At 61.5% G+C, this 15,390-nt stretch carries 15 protein-coding genes; 5 read left to right on the top strand and 10 right to left on the bottom strand.

The genetic code is table 11. The features are described 5' to 3' along the window. Window positions 1–289: 289 nt before the first annotated feature. Together TM1040_RS14365 and TM1040_RS14360 are read right to left on the bottom strand one after the other, a co-directional pair. Window positions 290–1,756 carry a cobyric acid synthase gene (locus tag TM1040_RS14365; protein WP_044026836.1) on the bottom strand — a complete coding sequence of 489 codons (1,467 nt, stop codon included), beginning with the start codon at window positions 1,754–1,756 and terminating at the stop codon, window positions 290–292. 201 nt (window positions 1,757–1,957) lie between these two features. After that, on the bottom strand, window positions 1,958–2,275 hold the full coding sequence (locus TM1040_RS14360) for a DUF6280 family protein (RefSeq protein WP_011539313.1): 318 nt from the start codon (window positions 2,273–2,275) through the stop codon (window positions 1,958–1,960). Between the two features lie 226 nt (window positions 2,276–2,501). On the opposite strand from TM1040_RS14360, the gene efp reads away from it, so the two are divergent. Next, complete coding sequence (efp, locus tag TM1040_RS14355) at window positions 2,502–3,065, top strand: elongation factor P (RefSeq protein WP_011539312.1); 564 nt, start codon at window positions 2,502–2,504, stop codon at window positions 3,063–3,065. A gap of 173 nt (window positions 3,066–3,238) precedes the next feature. On the opposite strand, the gene TM1040_RS14350 is transcribed toward efp, so the two are convergent. From TM1040_RS14350 to TM1040_RS14340, 3 genes are all read right to left on the bottom strand, one after another. Beyond that, complete coding sequence (locus tag TM1040_RS14350; RefSeq protein ID WP_011539311.1) at window positions 3,239–3,820, bottom strand: hypothetical protein; 582 nt, start codon at window positions 3,818–3,820, stop codon at window positions 3,239–3,241. 112 nt (window positions 3,821–3,932) lie between these two features. Further along, window positions 3,933–4,679 carry a YgfZ/GcvT domain-containing protein gene (locus tag TM1040_RS14345; protein WP_011539310.1) on the bottom strand — a complete coding sequence of 249 codons (747 nt, stop codon included), beginning with the start codon at window positions 4,677–4,679 and terminating at the stop codon, window positions 3,933–3,935. Between the two features lie 107 nt (window positions 4,680–4,786). Then, entirely contained in the window at window positions 4,787–6,646 is a 1,860-nt protein-coding gene (locus TM1040_RS14340) for an ABC transporter ATP-binding protein (RefSeq protein ID WP_011539309.1), read from the bottom strand. Window positions 6,647–6,878: 232 nt separating this feature from the next. Between TM1040_RS14340 and TM1040_RS14335 the strand changes: the two genes are divergently transcribed. Continuing rightward, a complete protein-coding gene (locus TM1040_RS14335) occupies window positions 6,879–8,093 on the top strand; it encodes a pyridoxal-phosphate-dependent aminotransferase family protein (RefSeq protein ID WP_011539308.1) in 1,215 nt (404 codons plus the stop codon). A gap of 233 nt (window positions 8,094–8,326) precedes the next feature. Here TM1040_RS14335 and TM1040_RS14330 read toward each other — a convergent pair whose 3' ends face one another. Together TM1040_RS14330 and TM1040_RS14325 are read right to left on the bottom strand one after the other, a co-directional pair. Continuing rightward, entirely contained in the window at window positions 8,327–8,563 is a 237-nt protein-coding gene (locus TM1040_RS14330) for a hypothetical protein (RefSeq protein ID WP_011539307.1), read from the bottom strand. A 105-nt stretch (window positions 8,564–8,668) separates the two neighbouring features. Beyond that, entirely contained in the window at window positions 8,669–9,781 is a 1,113-nt protein-coding gene (locus TM1040_RS14325; RefSeq protein ID WP_011539306.1) for a pyridoxal phosphate-dependent aminotransferase, read from the bottom strand. 172 nt (window positions 9,782–9,953) lie between these two features. Here TM1040_RS14325 and TM1040_RS14320 point away from each other — a divergent pair, with 172 nt between their 5' ends. The 3 genes from TM1040_RS14320 to TM1040_RS14310 all read left to right on the top strand — a co-directional run bounded on the left by TM1040_RS14320 (window position 9,954) and on the right by TM1040_RS14310 (window position 13,401). Beyond that, a complete protein-coding gene (locus tag TM1040_RS14320) occupies window positions 9,954–10,751 on the top strand; it encodes a crotonase/enoyl-CoA hydratase family protein (protein WP_011539305.1) in 798 nt (265 codons plus the stop codon). A 51-nt stretch (window positions 10,752–10,802) separates the two neighbouring features. Next, window positions 10,803–11,525, top strand: coding sequence for a sterol desaturase family protein (locus tag TM1040_RS14315; protein WP_011539304.1), 723 nt, complete (start codon window positions 10,803–10,805; stop codon window positions 11,523–11,525). Between the two features lie 418 nt (window positions 11,526–11,943). Continuing rightward, window positions 11,944–13,401, top strand: a complete 1,458-nt coding sequence (locus TM1040_RS14310; RefSeq protein WP_011539302.1) for a globin-coupled sensor protein — start codon at window positions 11,944–11,946, stop codon at window positions 13,399–13,401. 72 nt (window positions 13,402–13,473) lie between these two features. On the opposite strand, the gene TM1040_RS14305 is transcribed toward TM1040_RS14310, so the two are convergent. The 3 genes from TM1040_RS14305 to TM1040_RS14295 form a co-directional block, all read right to left on the bottom strand. Next, complete coding sequence (locus tag TM1040_RS14305; protein WP_011539301.1) at window positions 13,474–14,376, bottom strand: fructose bisphosphate aldolase; 903 nt, start codon at window positions 14,374–14,376, stop codon at window positions 13,474–13,476. A 112-nt stretch (window positions 14,377–14,488) separates the two neighbouring features. Continuing rightward, the gene (locus TM1040_RS14300) at window positions 14,489–14,821 is read right to left on the bottom strand and encodes a DUF1992 domain-containing protein (RefSeq protein ID WP_011539300.1); all 333 of its coding nucleotides are present in this window, start codon (window positions 14,819–14,821) and stop codon (window positions 14,489–14,491) included. A gap of 73 nt (window positions 14,822–14,894) precedes the next feature. Further along, window positions 14,895–15,368 carry a hypothetical protein gene (locus TM1040_RS14295; protein WP_254658830.1) on the bottom strand — a complete coding sequence of 158 codons (474 nt, stop codon included), beginning with the start codon at window positions 15,366–15,368 and terminating at the stop codon, window positions 14,895–14,897. Window positions 15,369–15,390 lie beyond the last annotated feature (22 nt).

Genomic DNA, 15,390 nt, shown 5'->3' with positions numbered 1-15,390 from the left:
TGATGAGCCGGAACGGGTGATCTGGGCCCTGTGGTTTACACCGTGTGACTTAGCGCGGGTCACTTGGGCCGATCGTATGTATTGCTGACACGACCTGTGCTGCGCCGGAGTGGGGTCTCGGTCTTTTTGCCTTGGCCAGTGACTGTAACTGTAACTGTAACTGTAACTGTAACTGTAACTGTCGCGCCCTTCGCCAGTATCCTTCACTCCTCATCCTTCACCCGTCCGGCTTGTTTTTCACAACCCGTCGTTTGGTTGGGCCGTGCTGGCGTCAGTCGCTCTGGGCATCTCAGGATTCAGGCACAGGAATGGGTTCGGCCAGTTCGAGCAGGCCTTCCACATCCATATATTGTTCAAGATGGGCTGCAAGCTCATCAAGCGTCGCCTCGACCCCGGCGTCATAGTCCAGATCGGACTGGTGTCCGAGGTCGGAGAGGAACTGTGCCCGAAACGCGTCCGATGTAAAAAGCCCGTGCAGATAAGAGCCGCGCACACGCCCATCGGCAGAGGTCGCCCCCTCCGCGCGGCCTTCGAGCGCGAGCCAGGCCCGCGCGCAATCCGGCCCCGTGGTGCGGCCCATGTGGATCTCATAGCCAGAAACAGGCAGATCCCCCTCGAGTGTGCGCGCCGCGCTCAGGGTGACGCGCTTGTCTCCGGCCATAACAGTGTGGACATCCAAGAGGCCAAGCCCCGCGACTTTGCCGGGATGGCCATCGACACCTTCGGGATCGTCGATACTCTGGCCGAGCATCTGATAGCCGCCACAAAGCCCGAGCACATGTCCGCCGCGCCGGTGATGAGCGAGGATGTCGATGTCCCAGCCCTGCGTGCGCAGATAGGCCAGATCGCCGATAGTGGATTTGGAGCCGGGGATCAGCACCAGATCCGCATCACCGGGCAGGGCGCGCCCGGGGGGCACGATCTCGACCGTCACCGCAGGTTCTGCTGCAAGCGGGTCGAGGTCGTCGAAATTCGCCATGCGTTCAAGCTGCGGCACCACCACCTTGCAAGCGCCGCCCTTGTGGGAGGCGATGTCCATCATATCCTCGGCCGGCAGTTTCCACGCATCCCAGAACCATGGCACCACCCCCAGCGAAGGCCAGCCCGTCCAGCGCGCAATGTCATCCCGCCCGCCATCAAAAAGGCTAAGGTCGCCCCGGAAGCGATTGACGGCGAAGGCTTTGATCCGCGCGCGGTCGCTTGGCTCCAACACCGTATGGGTGCCAACGATCTGCGCGATCACCCCGCCCCGATGGATGTCGCCCACCAGCAAGACAGGTACGCCTGCAGCTTCGGCAAAGCCCATATTGGCGATGTCGCCCTTGCGCAGATTGGTTTCTGCCGGAGAGCCTGCGCCCTCGATGAGGACAATGTCATGCTGCGCTGCGAGGCGGTGAAAGCTCTCGAGCGTGGCTTCCAGAAGGCCCGCCTTGTCGCGCATAAACGACCCCGCCGCGCGGGTGCCGCGCCGCTTGCCCTGCACGATGACCTGCGCGCCGGTATCGGTTTCGGGCTTCAGGAGCACCGGGTTCATATCCGTATGCGGCGCAAGCCCCGCCGCGCGGGCCTGCAGGGCCTGGGCGCGGCCGATCTCCCCCCCGTCCGAGGTGACGGCGGCGTTGTTGGACATGTTCTGCGGTTTGAAGGGCGCCACCGAGAGGCCGCGTTTGCGCAAGGCCCGTGCTAGCCCTGCCACCAGCATGGATTTTCCGACATTGCTGCCGGTGCCTTGGATCATGAGGGCCTTTGGGGTCATTGCTGGTCTCGTTTGCTGAGGTGTCTCGCGCAGGGTTGCAACGCCGCCGTCCAAAGGTCAATCGCGCAAGCGTCGCCCAAGGAGAGCAAAGCGGCCATCAGCAGGGTCGGGCCGGGGGCGTATCAAAAAGGAAGGGCGCAAAAAGAAAAACGCGCCCCCCAGGACGCGCTTTTCTCTAAAGCTTGGCAGCTGATTTTGCGTTCAGGCCGCTTCGGCCTGCGCCGCATTACGACGTTCACTTTCTTCGCGCGACAGCGCGACAGAGGTCCGTACACCACGACCAACGAATTCCATCAGGCCTTCGACCACACGTTCATTGGGGTCGATGCCTGCGCAGGTCAAAACTTCGCGCCCATCGCGCGAACGTGCCCAGCGGGCGATCTGCTCGGGGCCGTTGCCGTATTTCTTGTCGTCGGCAATGGCATCATCCAGTGCAGCCAGTACAACCGCCGCAAACAGTTTGCGTGCTCGGTTGCCCTGTTCGTTGTTGTATGCGGTGCCGTCAACGAAATCTCGCATCTCGTTTCCTTTGTTGTTCTTGCTATTGCATTTTCGGCGTGACGCTCCTTATGGCGGAATTGTGACGATTCGGGTAGCCCAAAGATGCATATCTTTTATGCATCTTGTGCATGCCTATTTCGCGGTCACTTCTCCTCGGGACACGATATATCGTCGTCTTGTCAGCCTTCCACCCGCCGGATATAGGGGTGATTAAGCTGTCATCAACCACCTGAAAGAGTTTTCCATGCCCAAGATCAACGGCAATGAAATCCGCCCCGGCAATGTTCTGGAGCACAACGGCGGCCTCTGGGCTGCGGTCAAGGTCGATCACGTCAAGCCGGGCAAGGGCGGCGCCTTTGCTCAGGTTGAAATGAAAAACCTGCGCAACGGCTCCAAGCTCAACGAACGCTTCCGCTCTGCCGATAAGGTCGAGCGCGTGCGCCTCGAGCAAAAGGATCAGCAGTTCCTATATGAAACAGACGGGATGCTGGTGTTCATGGACACCGAAACCTACGAGCAGATCGAACTGCCCGCGGACCTTCTGGGCGACCGCCGCCCGTTCCTGCAGGATGGCATGACCATCGTGGTCGAATTCTACGAGTCCGAGGCGCTGAACGCGACCGTGCCGCAGAAAGTGACCTGCAAGATCGTCGAGACCGAGCCGGTGGTCAAAGGCCAGACGGCTGCGAACTCCTTCAAGCCTGCGATCCTCGACAATGGCGTCAAGGTCATGGTGCCGCCCTTCGTGGGGCAGGACGAGATGATCATCGTCAACACCGAGACCATGGAATACTCCGAGCGCGCCTGATCCGCGCCGGTTCAGACCTGATACCAGACCTGACAAAGCCCCGCTCCATAGATGGCGCGGGGCTTTTTCGTGCGCAGGCTTCGGGGGATCGCGCCGCGCAGCGGCGCCCGGCCCAACGGGAGGGATGGCATGTTCATGCCGTCCCGACGGGCGGGAGCGTTCCCCTTATCGTACTATTGCGGGATCTCGAGAGAATGGCCGCAGCTGTCCATCATCTTGCCATAGGCCGCGGTAAAGCCTCGCATCGAGGCAACATAAGCCTCTGTGCTGGCGCGATAGGCGTCGAGTGCGCGCACTTCCATGAGCGAACCCGCCTTCATCCACAGGAGCATGTTCTTTGCATCCTGCCAACGCGGTGAGGCCGCACTCCAAGCGATGCCATCGTCGTCATATCCGCCCTCGGCGACGCCAAAGAACACACCTTGCCGGTCAAAGACAAAGGCAACGCCCTGCGCATTGCCAATGAGGGGGCGATGGCCGCGTGGAACGCTGGAGAAATAGGTCGGGGTGGGAAAGTGATGCGGCGGGCCGGCGTCCCCATCGGTGATTTCGAGCCGGATGCTCGGCATTCCATCGCCGCCCGTCATCGCAAGGCAGGTGCGGCGCAGATCCTCGCCTGTATCGACGTCGGTAATGAACACGCGCCAGTCGCCGTATTCCCAATACTCTTGTGCCGAGGCGACAGAAGTCGCCCCAACCAGCCCCGCCCCAACCAGTAGGGTTGTCAATATCGCCTTGGAGAATAAGCGCCGCATTCTGTCCCTCTCTGTGATCCGCGCAGGCGTGCGCTTCTGGGCGCGACGGTCTTGCGGGTTCTATTTTATAGTCGATCCCGCGAAGGTAGAGCGCAAGGGTTAAGCAATTGCCTCACTCGGCGGGCGCCTCGGGCCAGCGCAGCGCGGTGCCTTCGGCCTCGAGCGCGCCCTTGGCGCGATCAAAGCGCAGGTAGGCGATCGCCTTTCCGCCCGATTGCGTAAAAACCTGACCCACGGCTTTGCCGCCAGCGGTGATCTGTGCGCCCACCGGGACGGTGCCGTCGATCTCCACCTGTGTCAGGCCTTTGCGCAACTCGGTCTTGTGCTTCATGCGTGCGGTGACCTCTTGGCCGACATAGCATCCCTTGCGAAAATCGACGCCGTTCAGCCGCTCAAACCCCACCTCGAGGAGATAGCTGTCGGGCGTGAGTTCGATGCCGGTTTCGGGGATCACATGCGTCACCCGGATCACGTCCCAGTCGCTGCCATCGTCAAACGTCTCTTTGCCATACTGGCGCCATCCAAGCGCAGGATGGCGGGGGTCGGGCAGGGCCCCCTCGGGGGCGTCCCCGGTGCCGCGGCGCAGCTTGAGGTCGGTCTCCTCAAGGGTCACATTGGCGCGTAGCTTATACATCTTGAGCCGCTTCACGAGATCATCCGCCAGCGCCTCTGCCACATCCAGGAGAACTGCGTCCCCATCCGCCGCAAGGAAGAAATCCGCAAGATATTTGCCCTGGGGCGTCAGGATGGCTGCATAGACAAGACCGTCCTGTACCTTGTTGACATCATTGCTGACCAAGCCCTGCAAGAAACTGCGGGTGTCTGGGCCCTCAAGGCGCAGGATGCGGCGGTCGGCCATGGATGTCTCCCTTCAAGACTGGATGTGTGAGGGCAGAAGATGCCCCTCTGAGCCGCGGAATTCAAGCCGGGGAGATGCAGACTCGGTCGCCCCCGATCCTGCCCGGCTCAGCCAAAGAGGCGGCGGGCAAAGCGGCGTAGAAGGCCGGTTTCCTCGCGTGCGTTGCGATTGTCGTTCTGCGCGATCTGGGCGTTCATCCCATCGGTGTCGATCACGGTTTTCCCGTCCTGGAACTGCAAACGATAGAGATCTGCATAGATCCCGCCGCGCTCCAGCAGCTCCTCGTGGCGGCCCTGATCCATCACGCGGCCGCGCTCCATCACCACGATCTTGTCCGCCGAGCGGATGGTCGAAAGACGGTGCGCGATCACGATTGTCGTGCGCCCACCAGAGAGTTTCTCGAGCGCCTTTTGCACCACTTTCTCGGATTGAGCATCCAGCGCCGAGGTGGCCTCGTCCAACAGCAGGAGCGGCGTGTCCCGCAAGAGCGCGCGGGCGATCACCACGCGTTGACGCTGCCCCCCCGAGAGCGCCGAGCCGCGCGGGCCCACGCGGGTTTCGAGCCCTTCGGGCAACTTGTGCAGAAAGTCCGACACATGAGCGGCATCCAGAACCTCTGCAAGGCGTTCTTCGCTCACATCCGTGCGCCCCAGAAGGATGTTCTCGCGCAGCGTCTCGTCAAACAGCAGCGCGTCCTGGGTGACCACGGAAAAGAGATCCCTGAGATCGCCCAGATCAAGATCCCGCACCTCAGTGCCATCCAGGGTCACAGAGCCGGTCTGGGGATCAACAAGCCGGGTCAGGATGTTGAAAATGGTGGATTTCCCGGCACCGGAGGCGCCCACCAGCGCGGTGGTCTTGCCGGCTTCGGCCACCAGTGACAGATCGCGCAGGATATGCGCCTCGCCATAATAGAGGTTCACGTTATCAAGACGGATTTCGGGCAGCCCTTTGGGGGCGGGCTTGGGGTGTTCCGGGGACACGAGCGTGATGGGTTCATCCATCAGCTCCTTGATCCGCTCCATCGCGGCGGCGGCGCCCTGCCAGATGCCCATGATAGCGGCGAGGCGGCGCATCGGGTCAAAGGCGAGGCCGATGGCGGTGAAAAAGCTCATGAATTCGCCGACGGTCTTGTCGCCGTCGATGATTTCGCGCCCGCCAAAGAGGATCACGCACATGACCCCGAAACCAGCCATCAGATCCACCATCCCCGTGGTCGAGGAGGCGCCGAGGGCCGCCTTGATCTGCGCCCGGACAAAGGCCGCAGTTGCCGAGCGGTAACGCCCGCTCTGGTAGTCCTCAAGCCGGTTGAGCTTGATCGGGACGATACCGTGGAAGACCTCGTCGAGACGGGTCGCCTGCACTGCGCCAAGGTCGCGAGCAAGGCTGGCTTTCTTGCGGACATACCGCTGCACGATCGAGAGCGGCAACACCAGAAGCGGCACGCCGATCAGCATGATCAGGGTCCAGCGCCAGTCGACGCTGATAGCGACGGTCAGCACTGCAACAAGCTGCGCCACATCGCGTCCCGAGCCGGTGATGATCGCCTGCCAGACCTGGTTGATCGCCGCGACGTCAGTCTGCACGCGCTGGATCAAGAAGCCGGGCGGGTGATGCTGGTGAAAGCTCGCGTCCTGATGGATCAGCCGTTCGAGCATATCCGTGCGCATATGCGCCTCGGACCGCTGGTTGATCGTGGCGAGGATCACCCGCTGCGTTACCGAACTGAAGCCGCGCAGCACGAAGATGGCAAAAAACGCAACGCTCACCCAGATGAGGGCGTTTTCGCTGCCGTCCACAAACACGAGGTCAAACATCGGCTGCATCATGTAGCTGAGCCCGCCCACGGAGGCGCCCTCGAGCAGCATGAAGAAGACAGCAATCGCCAATAGTCCGACGTGGTGCCGCAGGTAGCCGCGCCAGAGCCAGCGCAACAATTTGCGCGATGACATGTATTGCGTACTCATTGGGCCGTCCCTGTCTGTCGATCTGCGGTCTTTGTCGGCACGCTGTGCGACAAGTTTCGACATTTAAGCAGCTTAGCGACAGCACGCAAGCGGTGCGGGCGGCATGTAAATGACGGACGCATCGGCAATTGACCTTGTCGGATGCTACGCTAGGCTGCGCGCAATTGAAAACTGTGTCGGGCCGAGATGGACCCATTAGGGACGGCCGGGGCACTCAGCAGGACAATTCCACATGCGCGATTCCGTGAAACTCTCCTCTGGTCGGTCTTATCTGGCGATTCCCGGGCCTTCGGTGATGCCTGATCAGGTGTTGCAGGCCATGCACCGCGCCTCGCCCAATATCTACGCGGGCGAACTGGTGGAGATGACCGGTACGCTGCCCGCGGATCTGCGCCGCGTGGCGCGCACGCAGCATCATGTTGCGATCTACATCGCCAACGGTCACGGCGCCTGGGAAGCGGCGTTGTCCAACACTTTGCAAGAAGGCGACAAGGTCCTGGTGCCCGCATCCGGACGGTTCGCCTATGGCTGGAGCGAAATGGCCGAAGCCCTCGGGATCAACGTCGAGGTGATGGATTTTGGCCTGCAAGCGCCCTTTGATCTTGCGCGGGTGGCCGAGCGTCTGGCGGCGGACAAGGCGTATGAGATCAAGGCGGTTTTGGGCGTTCACACGGATACCTCGACGTCGATCCGGAATGATATCAATGGGTTGCGCGCCGCCATGGATGAGGTGGGCCATCCGGCGCTGTTGATGGCGGATTGCATTGCGTCCCTGGGCTGTGACCGGTTCGAGATGGATGCCTGGGGCGTCGATGTGATGGTGACGGGCTGTCAGAAAGGGCTGATGGTACCAGCGGGGATGTCGTTTGTGTTCTTCAACGACAAGGCGGCAGAGGCCCGCGCGCGCCTGCCGCGGATCAGCCGCTACTGGGACTGGGTGCCGCGGGCCAACCCGGAGTATTTCTACCAGTTCTTTGGCGGCACCGCCCCGACGCATCATCTCTATGGTTTGCGGGCGGCGCTGGATCTGATCCATGCCGAAGGCATCGAGCAGATCTGGACCCGCCATGAGACTCTGGCCCGCGCGATCTGGGCCGCCTGTGACCGCTGGAGCGAAGGCGGGGCGCTGGCGATGAACGTTGCCGATCCAGCGTTGCGCTCCCACGCGGTGACCGCGCTGCGCTTGCCGTCGCCCCGCGCCACGGATCTGCGGGTCTGGCTGGAGGAAAACCTTGGCCTCACGCTCGGCATCGGTCTTGGCATGGCGCCGCCGGACAGCGCAGAGTGGCACGGGTTCTTCCGGCTGGGCCATATGGGGCACGTCAATGGCCACATGATCATGGGGCTTTTAGGAGGGATCGAGACCGGGCTTCGGGCGCTCGACATTCCGCATGGCGCAGGCGCGCTGGAGTCGGCGGCAAAGGTGCTGGCAGGCGCGCCGTCCTGAGATCGCGACAGGCGCATTCCGGACCGCATTCGGGAAAACGAGGGTTTTGATCTGGGTTTTAAAGCAGATTTGAGAGCCGGTTGGAAAACGCGGGTTAGAAAATACGGGGTGGACGGGTTCAGGTCCGCCTGCCACCCAAAAGTTGCCAAGCACTCTGGGGTGATCCTGCTTCCAGCGACGCGAACGCCCAGGAGCGGCCAATTTGGGCGCAGGGATGAGGGCGAGGAAGCGCCTCAGACGCGCCTGTCCAATGTGCGGCCCTGACCTTTGCCTGCGCGTTGCTCGGCGCGGATCATGCGCACCTCAAGGCGGTTGATCATATGATTCATTGTCACCGCCAGCAGCAAGACCGGGACCATGCCAAACAGCAGCCAAAGTGCAAAGAAGATCCACAATAGGTTCACGGCCAGAAAACTGAGCGTGGCAGACAGGAACTCGGTGTTGTCATGGTGCAGGTTGTGGCGCTTCATTCTTACCCCTCCAGGCAGGCAATGTTGAAACAGCCTAGCCTGAAAGGGGTAAACCGGCGGTAAAACAGGGTCTCTTTTGGCAGGATTTACCGTTTGCCTTGCGCTTTAGGCGCCGTTCTGCGCGTCTTTGAGGGCCAGCGGCAGGGCCTCGGCAAAGGCGCGGCGCTCTCTTTCGGGGCCGCAGCTGACGCGGATGCAGCGGTTTTGCGGGGCTGCAAATGGCATGCGCACAAAGATGTCCCGCGCCACCAGCGCCTCCAAGACCGCCTTGGCAAAGGCGCCATCGCGACCGCAGTCTATGGCGACGAAGTTGGTCGCGGAAGGCAGCGGTGTGAGGCCGTTTTCGCGAGCGATGCGCGAGATCTCTTCGCGTGCGGTGGCGATCTCGGCCTGCACATGAGCCAGCCATGCCTGATCCTTGATGGCCTCGGTTGCGCCGATCTGTGCGCAGCGGTTCATGCCAAAGTGATTGCGGACCTTGTGAAAGGCGGAGATGACTTCAACCGCCCCCATGGCATAGCCGACGCGTGCCCCCGCCATGCCATAGGCCTTGGAGAGGGTGCGCATGCGGATCACGCGCGGGTCGGTCACATCGACCGGGGCGGCGGTGCCTTTGGGCGCGCATTCCACATAGGCCTCATCCAGCACCAAGAGGCTGCCTTCGGGCAGGTCGTCAAGTGCGGCGACAATATCTGCACCGCGATGCCAACTGCCCATCGGATTGTCAGGATTGGCGAGATAGACCAGCTTTGCGCCCACCTCATGTGCCTTGGCCATCAGGGCTTTGATGTCTTCGTGGTCGTCCTTGTAGGGCACAGTGTGAAGGTCGCCGCCAAAACCGGCCACATGATAGTTGAAGGTCGGATAGGCCCCCAGCGATGTCACCACAGCATCGCCGGCGCCGACATAAAGCCGCACCAGATTGCCCAGGAGGCCGTCGATGCCCTCGCCAACCATGATGTGTTCGGGTGCAATGCCATGCAACGCCGAGAGGGCCGCGCGCAGCTCGTAGCTCTCTGCATCGCCGTATTTCCAGATCTCTGCCGCTGAGGCCTGCATGGCGGCAATCGCCTTGGGGGAGACGCCAAAGAGGTTCTCATTTGCACCGAGCCGCGCCACAAAAGGCGCGCCGCGCTGGCGTTCATGGGTCTCGGGGCCAACAAAGGGCACCGAAGCGGGCAGGGATTGGGCGAGCGGGGTTTGGCGGCTGTCTGTCATGGCCCAAGACCTAGCGGCGCGCGCGCAGGCGGGCAAGGGCAGATCGGGCGAGATCAGGTCGCGGTCCGGGAAGGATCCGGTCCGGCGTGCCCTCGCGTCAGGCTGGAAAGCACGCCCGAAGCGCGGCAAGCTGCACGCAACATTAAGACGACACCCAGAGGGAGGAGCCGTGATGGCAGAGGAAAGCGCGCGTGTATCTGTCGAGATCCGCGACCATGTGGCCCATGTCACCCTGACCCGCGCCGACAAGATGAACGCGGTGGACAAACACATGCTGGCGGCCGTGATCGCCGCCGCCAAAGAGGTTGCCGCCTCTGATGCCCGTGCGGTGGTGCTCTCTGGCGCGGGTAAGAGCTTTTGCGCGGGCCTGGATGTGATGAGCTTTGCCGCGATGGGGCAGATGCAGGACACCGGCTGGATCATGGATCGCACCGAGGGGGAGGCCAATGACTTTCAGGCGGTGGCGATGATGTGGCGCGCGCTTGAGATCCCGGTGATTGCGGCCTTGCAGGGGGCGACCTTTGGGGCGGGGCTGCAGATTGCGCTCGGCGCAGACATCCGTATTGCCGCGCCCGATGCCAAGCTTGCGGTGATGGAGATGAAATGGGGGCTGGTCCCCGATATGGGCGGCATGGCGCTCTTGCCGCAGTTGGTGCGCTCGGATGTGCTGCGTCTGCTGACCTACAGCGCGACCCCCATCGAGGCCACCCAAGCCGAGACCTGGGGACTGGTGACGGAAGTGGCCGAGGACCCTCTGGCGCGCGCCGAGGCGCTTGCGGCAGAGATCGCAGGCAAGGGCCCGCGCGCCATTCGCGCCGCCAAACGCCTGATCGCCTATGCCGAGAGCGGGGCCAGCACGGCGGATGTGCTGTTGCGCGAAAGCGAAGAGCAGGCCGCCCTGATCGGCAAGCCAGAGCAGATGGAAATCGTCATGGCCAATATGCAAAAGCGCGCGCCCGTCTTCAAATAAGACCAGCGCGCGGCCCCCGGGCAAAGCAGATCATGGGGAGGAGGAGATCTGATGCGTTTGAAACTCTTGCTGTCGCACCCTTCGGTGCCAGTGATGCTCGCAGCGGTGGCGCTGGGCATCGCGATCCTGTGGGCTGAGGGCGCGACCTGGCAATGGGGCTTTGTGGTGCTGGGGGTCGGGCTGCAGATGCTCAATGAATATGGGCTGCATCGCTATATCTTCCACCTGAAGCCACCGCGTCAGCAGTGGGCCTTTGACCTGCTATATCAGGCCCATTACGGGCATCATGATTTTCCCACCAACCACAAGCTGTTCTTTGCCCCGATCTGGGTGGCGGTGCCGATGCTGGTGGTCAACTTTGCGGTGATCTTTGGTCTGTTGTGGCTGGTGCTGCCCGCCTATGCGCTGTCGCTTGCCGCCGCGATTGTGCTGGTGGGGGGCGTGGCGACCTTTCTTGGCTATGAGTGGTTTCATATGACGGCGCATCTGACGGTGACCAAGACCCGCGTGGAGCGCCATGTCACCCAGTTGCACAATCAGCATCATTTCCGCGACTTTTCCAAATGGTTTCATGTTTCCCCTGGCGGCGAGGTGATCGACCGCGCCATGGGCACCGCCATTGATCGCGAAACACTCAAGTCCCAGCAACGGATCGAGTTCATCCGCACCCTTGGAATGACGCCAGATGATCCCCGGCTCGTGGCTGCCAGAGACCGGTTTGCCCACCGCTACGGACTAAGCGCGGAGGAACGCGCGCGTGCTTGTCGCGCGTGAAATTTATCCCATCCCTTATTCACGTCTGCGCTGAGCCTTTTGAGGAAAACCGCGAGGGGTGAACATGCGCAGGCCTCATGCCCTGTCCCGATCCAAATTGGCGAAAATAGCGCAAATCTGACCCAAACGCACATCTGAAATACGTATTTCGGGCCGTTTCTGGGGTCCCGAATCACCTGAGGCCAAATTTCGCTATCGGGTGTGATCAAAGAGCTGGCGCGTGTTTGTTTGGCGACACCGACTGTCATGAAACAGGTTTTTTGCACGTTTAACGCTTGGTTTTTTGCGCGGGTAAACCGGTGCAGGCGAAATGTTCAGATTTCGTTTGGATCTTCTCCATAACGCTCATGCCCCATATCCCAGACTTTATCGGTAATCTTACGAACGCTGGGTGGGAGTTGCTGCGGAGGAGTAGCTTATGACATTTGATATGAACGCATTACTCGCGACCTACGATCTGGACGGCGCCAATCAGGCGCTGCTTCAAAAACGGGCCAAGATGATCCTTGGGCTTTTGCCGGAGGTTCTCGACCACTTTTATGACCGCGTCGGACGTGAGCCGGAGATGGCCGCGTTTTTTAAGACCGAAGCCATGATGGAGCGTGCCAAGGGCGAGCAACTCCAACACTGGTCGCGCCTGTTTTCGGGCGACTTTGGCGAGGACTATATCCAGTCCGCGCGCAACATCGGTCGGGTTCATACCCGCATCGGGCTGCCGTTCTCCTTTTTCAATGCGGGCTATGCCCATGCCAATGCGCATATCCAAGCGCTGATACTCAAGCGCCATTCGGGCGGTTTGATGCGGCGCGCGACCGAAACACATGCGCTGCTTGGGGTTCTGTCGCGAGCCATGGCGCTCGATATACAGTTGATCTTCGACGCCCATGCCGAGGCGATGCAGGAGGAGCATACGCGCGGCGTGCGCTATATCACCGAGGCGATCGAAGCGCTGGCAGCGCAGGATCTGAGCCATGAAATGCCGTCGGCACAAACTGGCGATTTCCCATCGGAATTCAACGGCGTGCGCGAGAGTCTCAATGCGGCCTTTGGCGCGCTGCGTCAGGTGATCCAGGGAATCCGCAGCACTGCGCAGCAATTGGACACCGGAGCCGCCGAGGTGTCACATGCCTCGCAGGATTTGTCCCAACGCACGGAATCCCAGGCCGCGACACTTGAGGAAACCACCGCGGCGGTGGAGGAGATCACTGTCAGCATGCGCGCCTCTGCCGAGGCCACGCAGCAGACCCGAAACGCGGTCGATACCACTCGCAGACGGGCCGAGGAAGGCAGCGCCGTGGTGCGCAATGCGGTTGAAAAGATGAACGAGATCGCGGACTCCTCAGTCCAGATTTCCAAGATCATCTCCATCATCGATGACATTTCGTTCCAGACCAACCTGTTGGCGCTGAATGCCGGGGTGGAGGCTGCGCGCGCCGGCGAAAGCGGGCGGGGCTTTGCGGTGGTGGCCTCGGAGGTGCGCAATCTTGCGCAGCGCACGGCTGATTCCGCCGCCGAAATCAAAGGGCTGATCGACATCAGCAACGATCACGTCGAAAGCGGCGTCGAACTGGTCGGCAATGCGGGTCGGATGCTGGAGAGCATCGTGCGCCACATCAAGGAAGCCTCCGAACTGACAGAGCAGGTCGCAAGCGCCGCCGAGCAGCAATCGACCGCTTTTGGAGAGATCAATATCGGGATGTCCCAGCTCGACACGGTGACCCAGCAAAATGCCGCGATGGTAGAACAGAGCACGGCAGCGCTTGTGGAGATGCGCAACGACGCCTCTGCGCTCAACGCTCTGGTTGAAGTGTTTCGGCTGCGGGCAGGGGAGCAAGGGGGCGGCGGACAGGAGATCGCGCTGCGTGCCGCAAGCTAGTCCCAGTTAGATATGAAACAGAAAAGGCCGCAGCAAAAACTGCGGCCTTTGCGCTTCTTTCAGGCTCGGCGCTTAGAGCGAGGCGTTATAGATCTTGTCGATATTGGAGCCGAGAGCGGCGTTATACTCGTCATCCGACATCGCGACGTTGAGCCCTTCGGTGAGCGCACGCGAGAAGGACGCGATCATCTTGCTGTTCTGGGACAGGCGCGCGCAGGCGTCATCGGTGCTGTAACCGCCCGAGAGTGCCACCACACGCACCACGGCGGGGTGATCGGCAAGGCTGTCATAGAGGCCGGCTTCGCTCGGGATGGTCAGCTTGAGGGCGACTTGGGTGCCTTCCGGGAGCGCGTCGAGCTGTGCGGCGATCTCGCCTTTCAGCAAGGCTTCGGCCTCGTCTTTGGTGGCGGAATTGATGTCCACTTCGGGCTCGATGATCGGAACCAGACCCGCGCGTGCGATCTGCAGGCCGACCTCGAACTGCTGTGCAACCACGGCTTTGATGCCGTCTGCGTTGGCTTCCTTGATGACCGAGCGCATCTTGGTGCCGAAGATACCGGCTGCAACCGCGCGCGACAGCAGCGCGTCGAGCTCTGGCATGGGTTTCATCAGCTGGACGCCGTTCGCTTCATCCGCCAGGCCCTTGTCGACCTTGAGGAAGGGCACAACGCCGCATTTTTCCCACAGGTAGACAGGAACAGCTGTGCCGTCGATGGCATTGTCCATGGTCTTTTCAAACAGGATCGCGCCGAGGATCTTGTCGCTGTTGAAATCCGGTGCGGTGATGATGCGGGCGCGCATCTTCTGGATCTCGGCAAACATTTCGTCGTCGTTGGAATAGGCGTCTTCCATCACGCCATAAAGCGCGAGCGCTTTGGGGGTGGAGCCACCGGACTGGTCCAGAGCGGCAATAAAGCCCTTGCCGGTTGCAATGCGGTCAAACTGTTGCTGTTGGATTGCGGGGTCTGTCGCCATGACGCGCGGCCTCCTTGGGAAATGCACGGATAATGTTGTTGCCACTTCTATACCGTGGCCCAAGACAGAGACAACAAATGCTTTGCAATGGTTGCGCTAACGCCCTGCGGTTTCAGCGAAAAAACGCTTTGCGGGCATCGCGTGCCATATTGTAGCGCATTTCCAGATCAGCAAGTTCCGCCATCGCCGCTTTGCGGGCGTCGGGATCGGTGATCTTGGGGTAGGCCGCGCGGGCGGCGTCGAGCTGCTTCTTCAAAGGGAATTCTTCCGGGACGGCGCCGGCCTCGGCCATGATGCGCACACCGGCAGCCAGGCCCGGGTCGACCAGAGCTTCGCCACTTCGGTCGGGCAGTGGCTTGCCTTCGCCTTCCAGCCCGGAGAGCTGACCGGATTGGGCCGCCTTGGCCATCTGACGTTCGATGAGGGATCGAAATGCGCGGATCATGGCGCGACGCTAGCGCAACTATGGGGTTGCGCCAAGCCCATTCCGCCCGCGGGCTGAGGGGCATGGCGTGGCTTTAGGCGGCCAGAGAAGAGCCGATAAAATGTTTCAAGGCCTCATGCGGCAGGCGTTTTTCACGGCTGCGCCCGGCCAGTCGAACGGTGTCAAACAGGATGGTGAGGGTCATATCGGTGAAAGAGATGCTCCAGTAACGCGCATCCATTGCCGCCCAGCGTGCGGCTTTCTCGCTGCCGCAGATTTCGGTCATATTCCAGGCCGAGACGGGGTAGGGCGAGTCAGAGAGTTCGTCCACATTCATTGGATCCACCCGAAAATCGAGCACCTCGTCGAATTCGAGAATCGCAAGGCCCCCGCCCTCGATGGCGGCGACCTCGTAACACAAGAGCAGCTTGTCCCCGTCAAAAAATACCGCGGGGACCTCTTCGGTTCCGATCACCGGAAATTCTTCGCGGGGCTCTTTGCTCGTTATGGTGCCCGGTTCTGGCATCGTCGTCTCCAGCGGCCATTCTGTGCCGCGTTTGGTCGTCACTTCGACTCAGGAGCATAAGAGA

Source organism: Ruegeria sp. TM1040, assembly GCF_000014065.1.
Lineage (GTDB): Bacteria > Pseudomonadota > Alphaproteobacteria > Rhodobacterales > Rhodobacteraceae > Epibacterium.
This window is presented reverse-complemented; position numbering and strand designations above follow the sequence as displayed.

Excerpts from the sequence above, each read along its gene's own strand:
- TM1040_RS14350 (WP_011539311.1), bottom strand. The coding sequence starts at position 3,820 with ATGCGGCGCTTATTCTCCAAGGCGATATTGACAACCCTACTGGTTGGG.
- TM1040_RS14325 (WP_011539306.1), bottom strand. The coding sequence starts at position 9,781 with ATGACAGACAGCCGCCAAACCCCGCTCGCCCAATCCCTGCCCGCTTCG.
- TM1040_RS14300 (WP_011539300.1), bottom strand. The coding sequence starts at position 14,821 with ATGATCCGCGCATTTCGATCCCTCATCGAACGTCAGATGGCCAAGGCG.
- TM1040_RS14365 (WP_044026836.1), bottom strand. The coding sequence starts at position 1,756 with ATGACCCCAAAGGCCCTCATGATCCAAGGCACCGGCAGCAATGTCGGA.
- TM1040_RS14335 (WP_011539308.1), top strand. The coding sequence starts at position 6,879 with ATGCGCGATTCCGTGAAACTCTCCTCTGGTCGGTCTTATCTGGCGATT.
- TM1040_RS14305 (WP_011539301.1), bottom strand. The coding sequence starts at position 14,376 with ATGGCGACAGACCCCGCAATCCAACAGCAACAGTTTGACCGCATTGCA.
- TM1040_RS14310 (WP_011539302.1), top strand. The coding sequence starts at position 11,944 with ATGACATTTGATATGAACGCATTACTCGCGACCTACGATCTGGACGGC.
- efp (WP_011539312.1), top strand. The coding sequence starts at position 2,502 with ATGCCCAAGATCAACGGCAATGAAATCCGCCCCGGCAATGTTCTGGAG.
- TM1040_RS14330 (WP_011539307.1), bottom strand. The coding sequence starts at position 8,563 with ATGAAGCGCCACAACCTGCACCATGACAACACCGAGTTCCTGTCTGCC.
- TM1040_RS14345 (WP_011539310.1), bottom strand. The coding sequence starts at position 4,679 with ATGGCCGACCGCCGCATCCTGCGCCTTGAGGGCCCAGACACCCGCAGT.
- TM1040_RS14340 (WP_011539309.1), bottom strand. The coding sequence starts at position 6,646 with ATGAGTACGCAATACATGTCATCGCGCAAATTGTTGCGCTGGCTCTGG.
- TM1040_RS14320 (WP_011539305.1), top strand. The coding sequence starts at position 9,954 with ATGGCAGAGGAAAGCGCGCGTGTATCTGTCGAGATCCGCGACCATGTG.
- TM1040_RS14360 (WP_011539313.1), bottom strand. The coding sequence starts at position 2,275 with ATGCGAGATTTCGTTGACGGCACCGCATACAACAACGAACAGGGCAAC.
- TM1040_RS14315 (WP_011539304.1), top strand. The coding sequence starts at position 10,803 with ATGCGTTTGAAACTCTTGCTGTCGCACCCTTCGGTGCCAGTGATGCTC.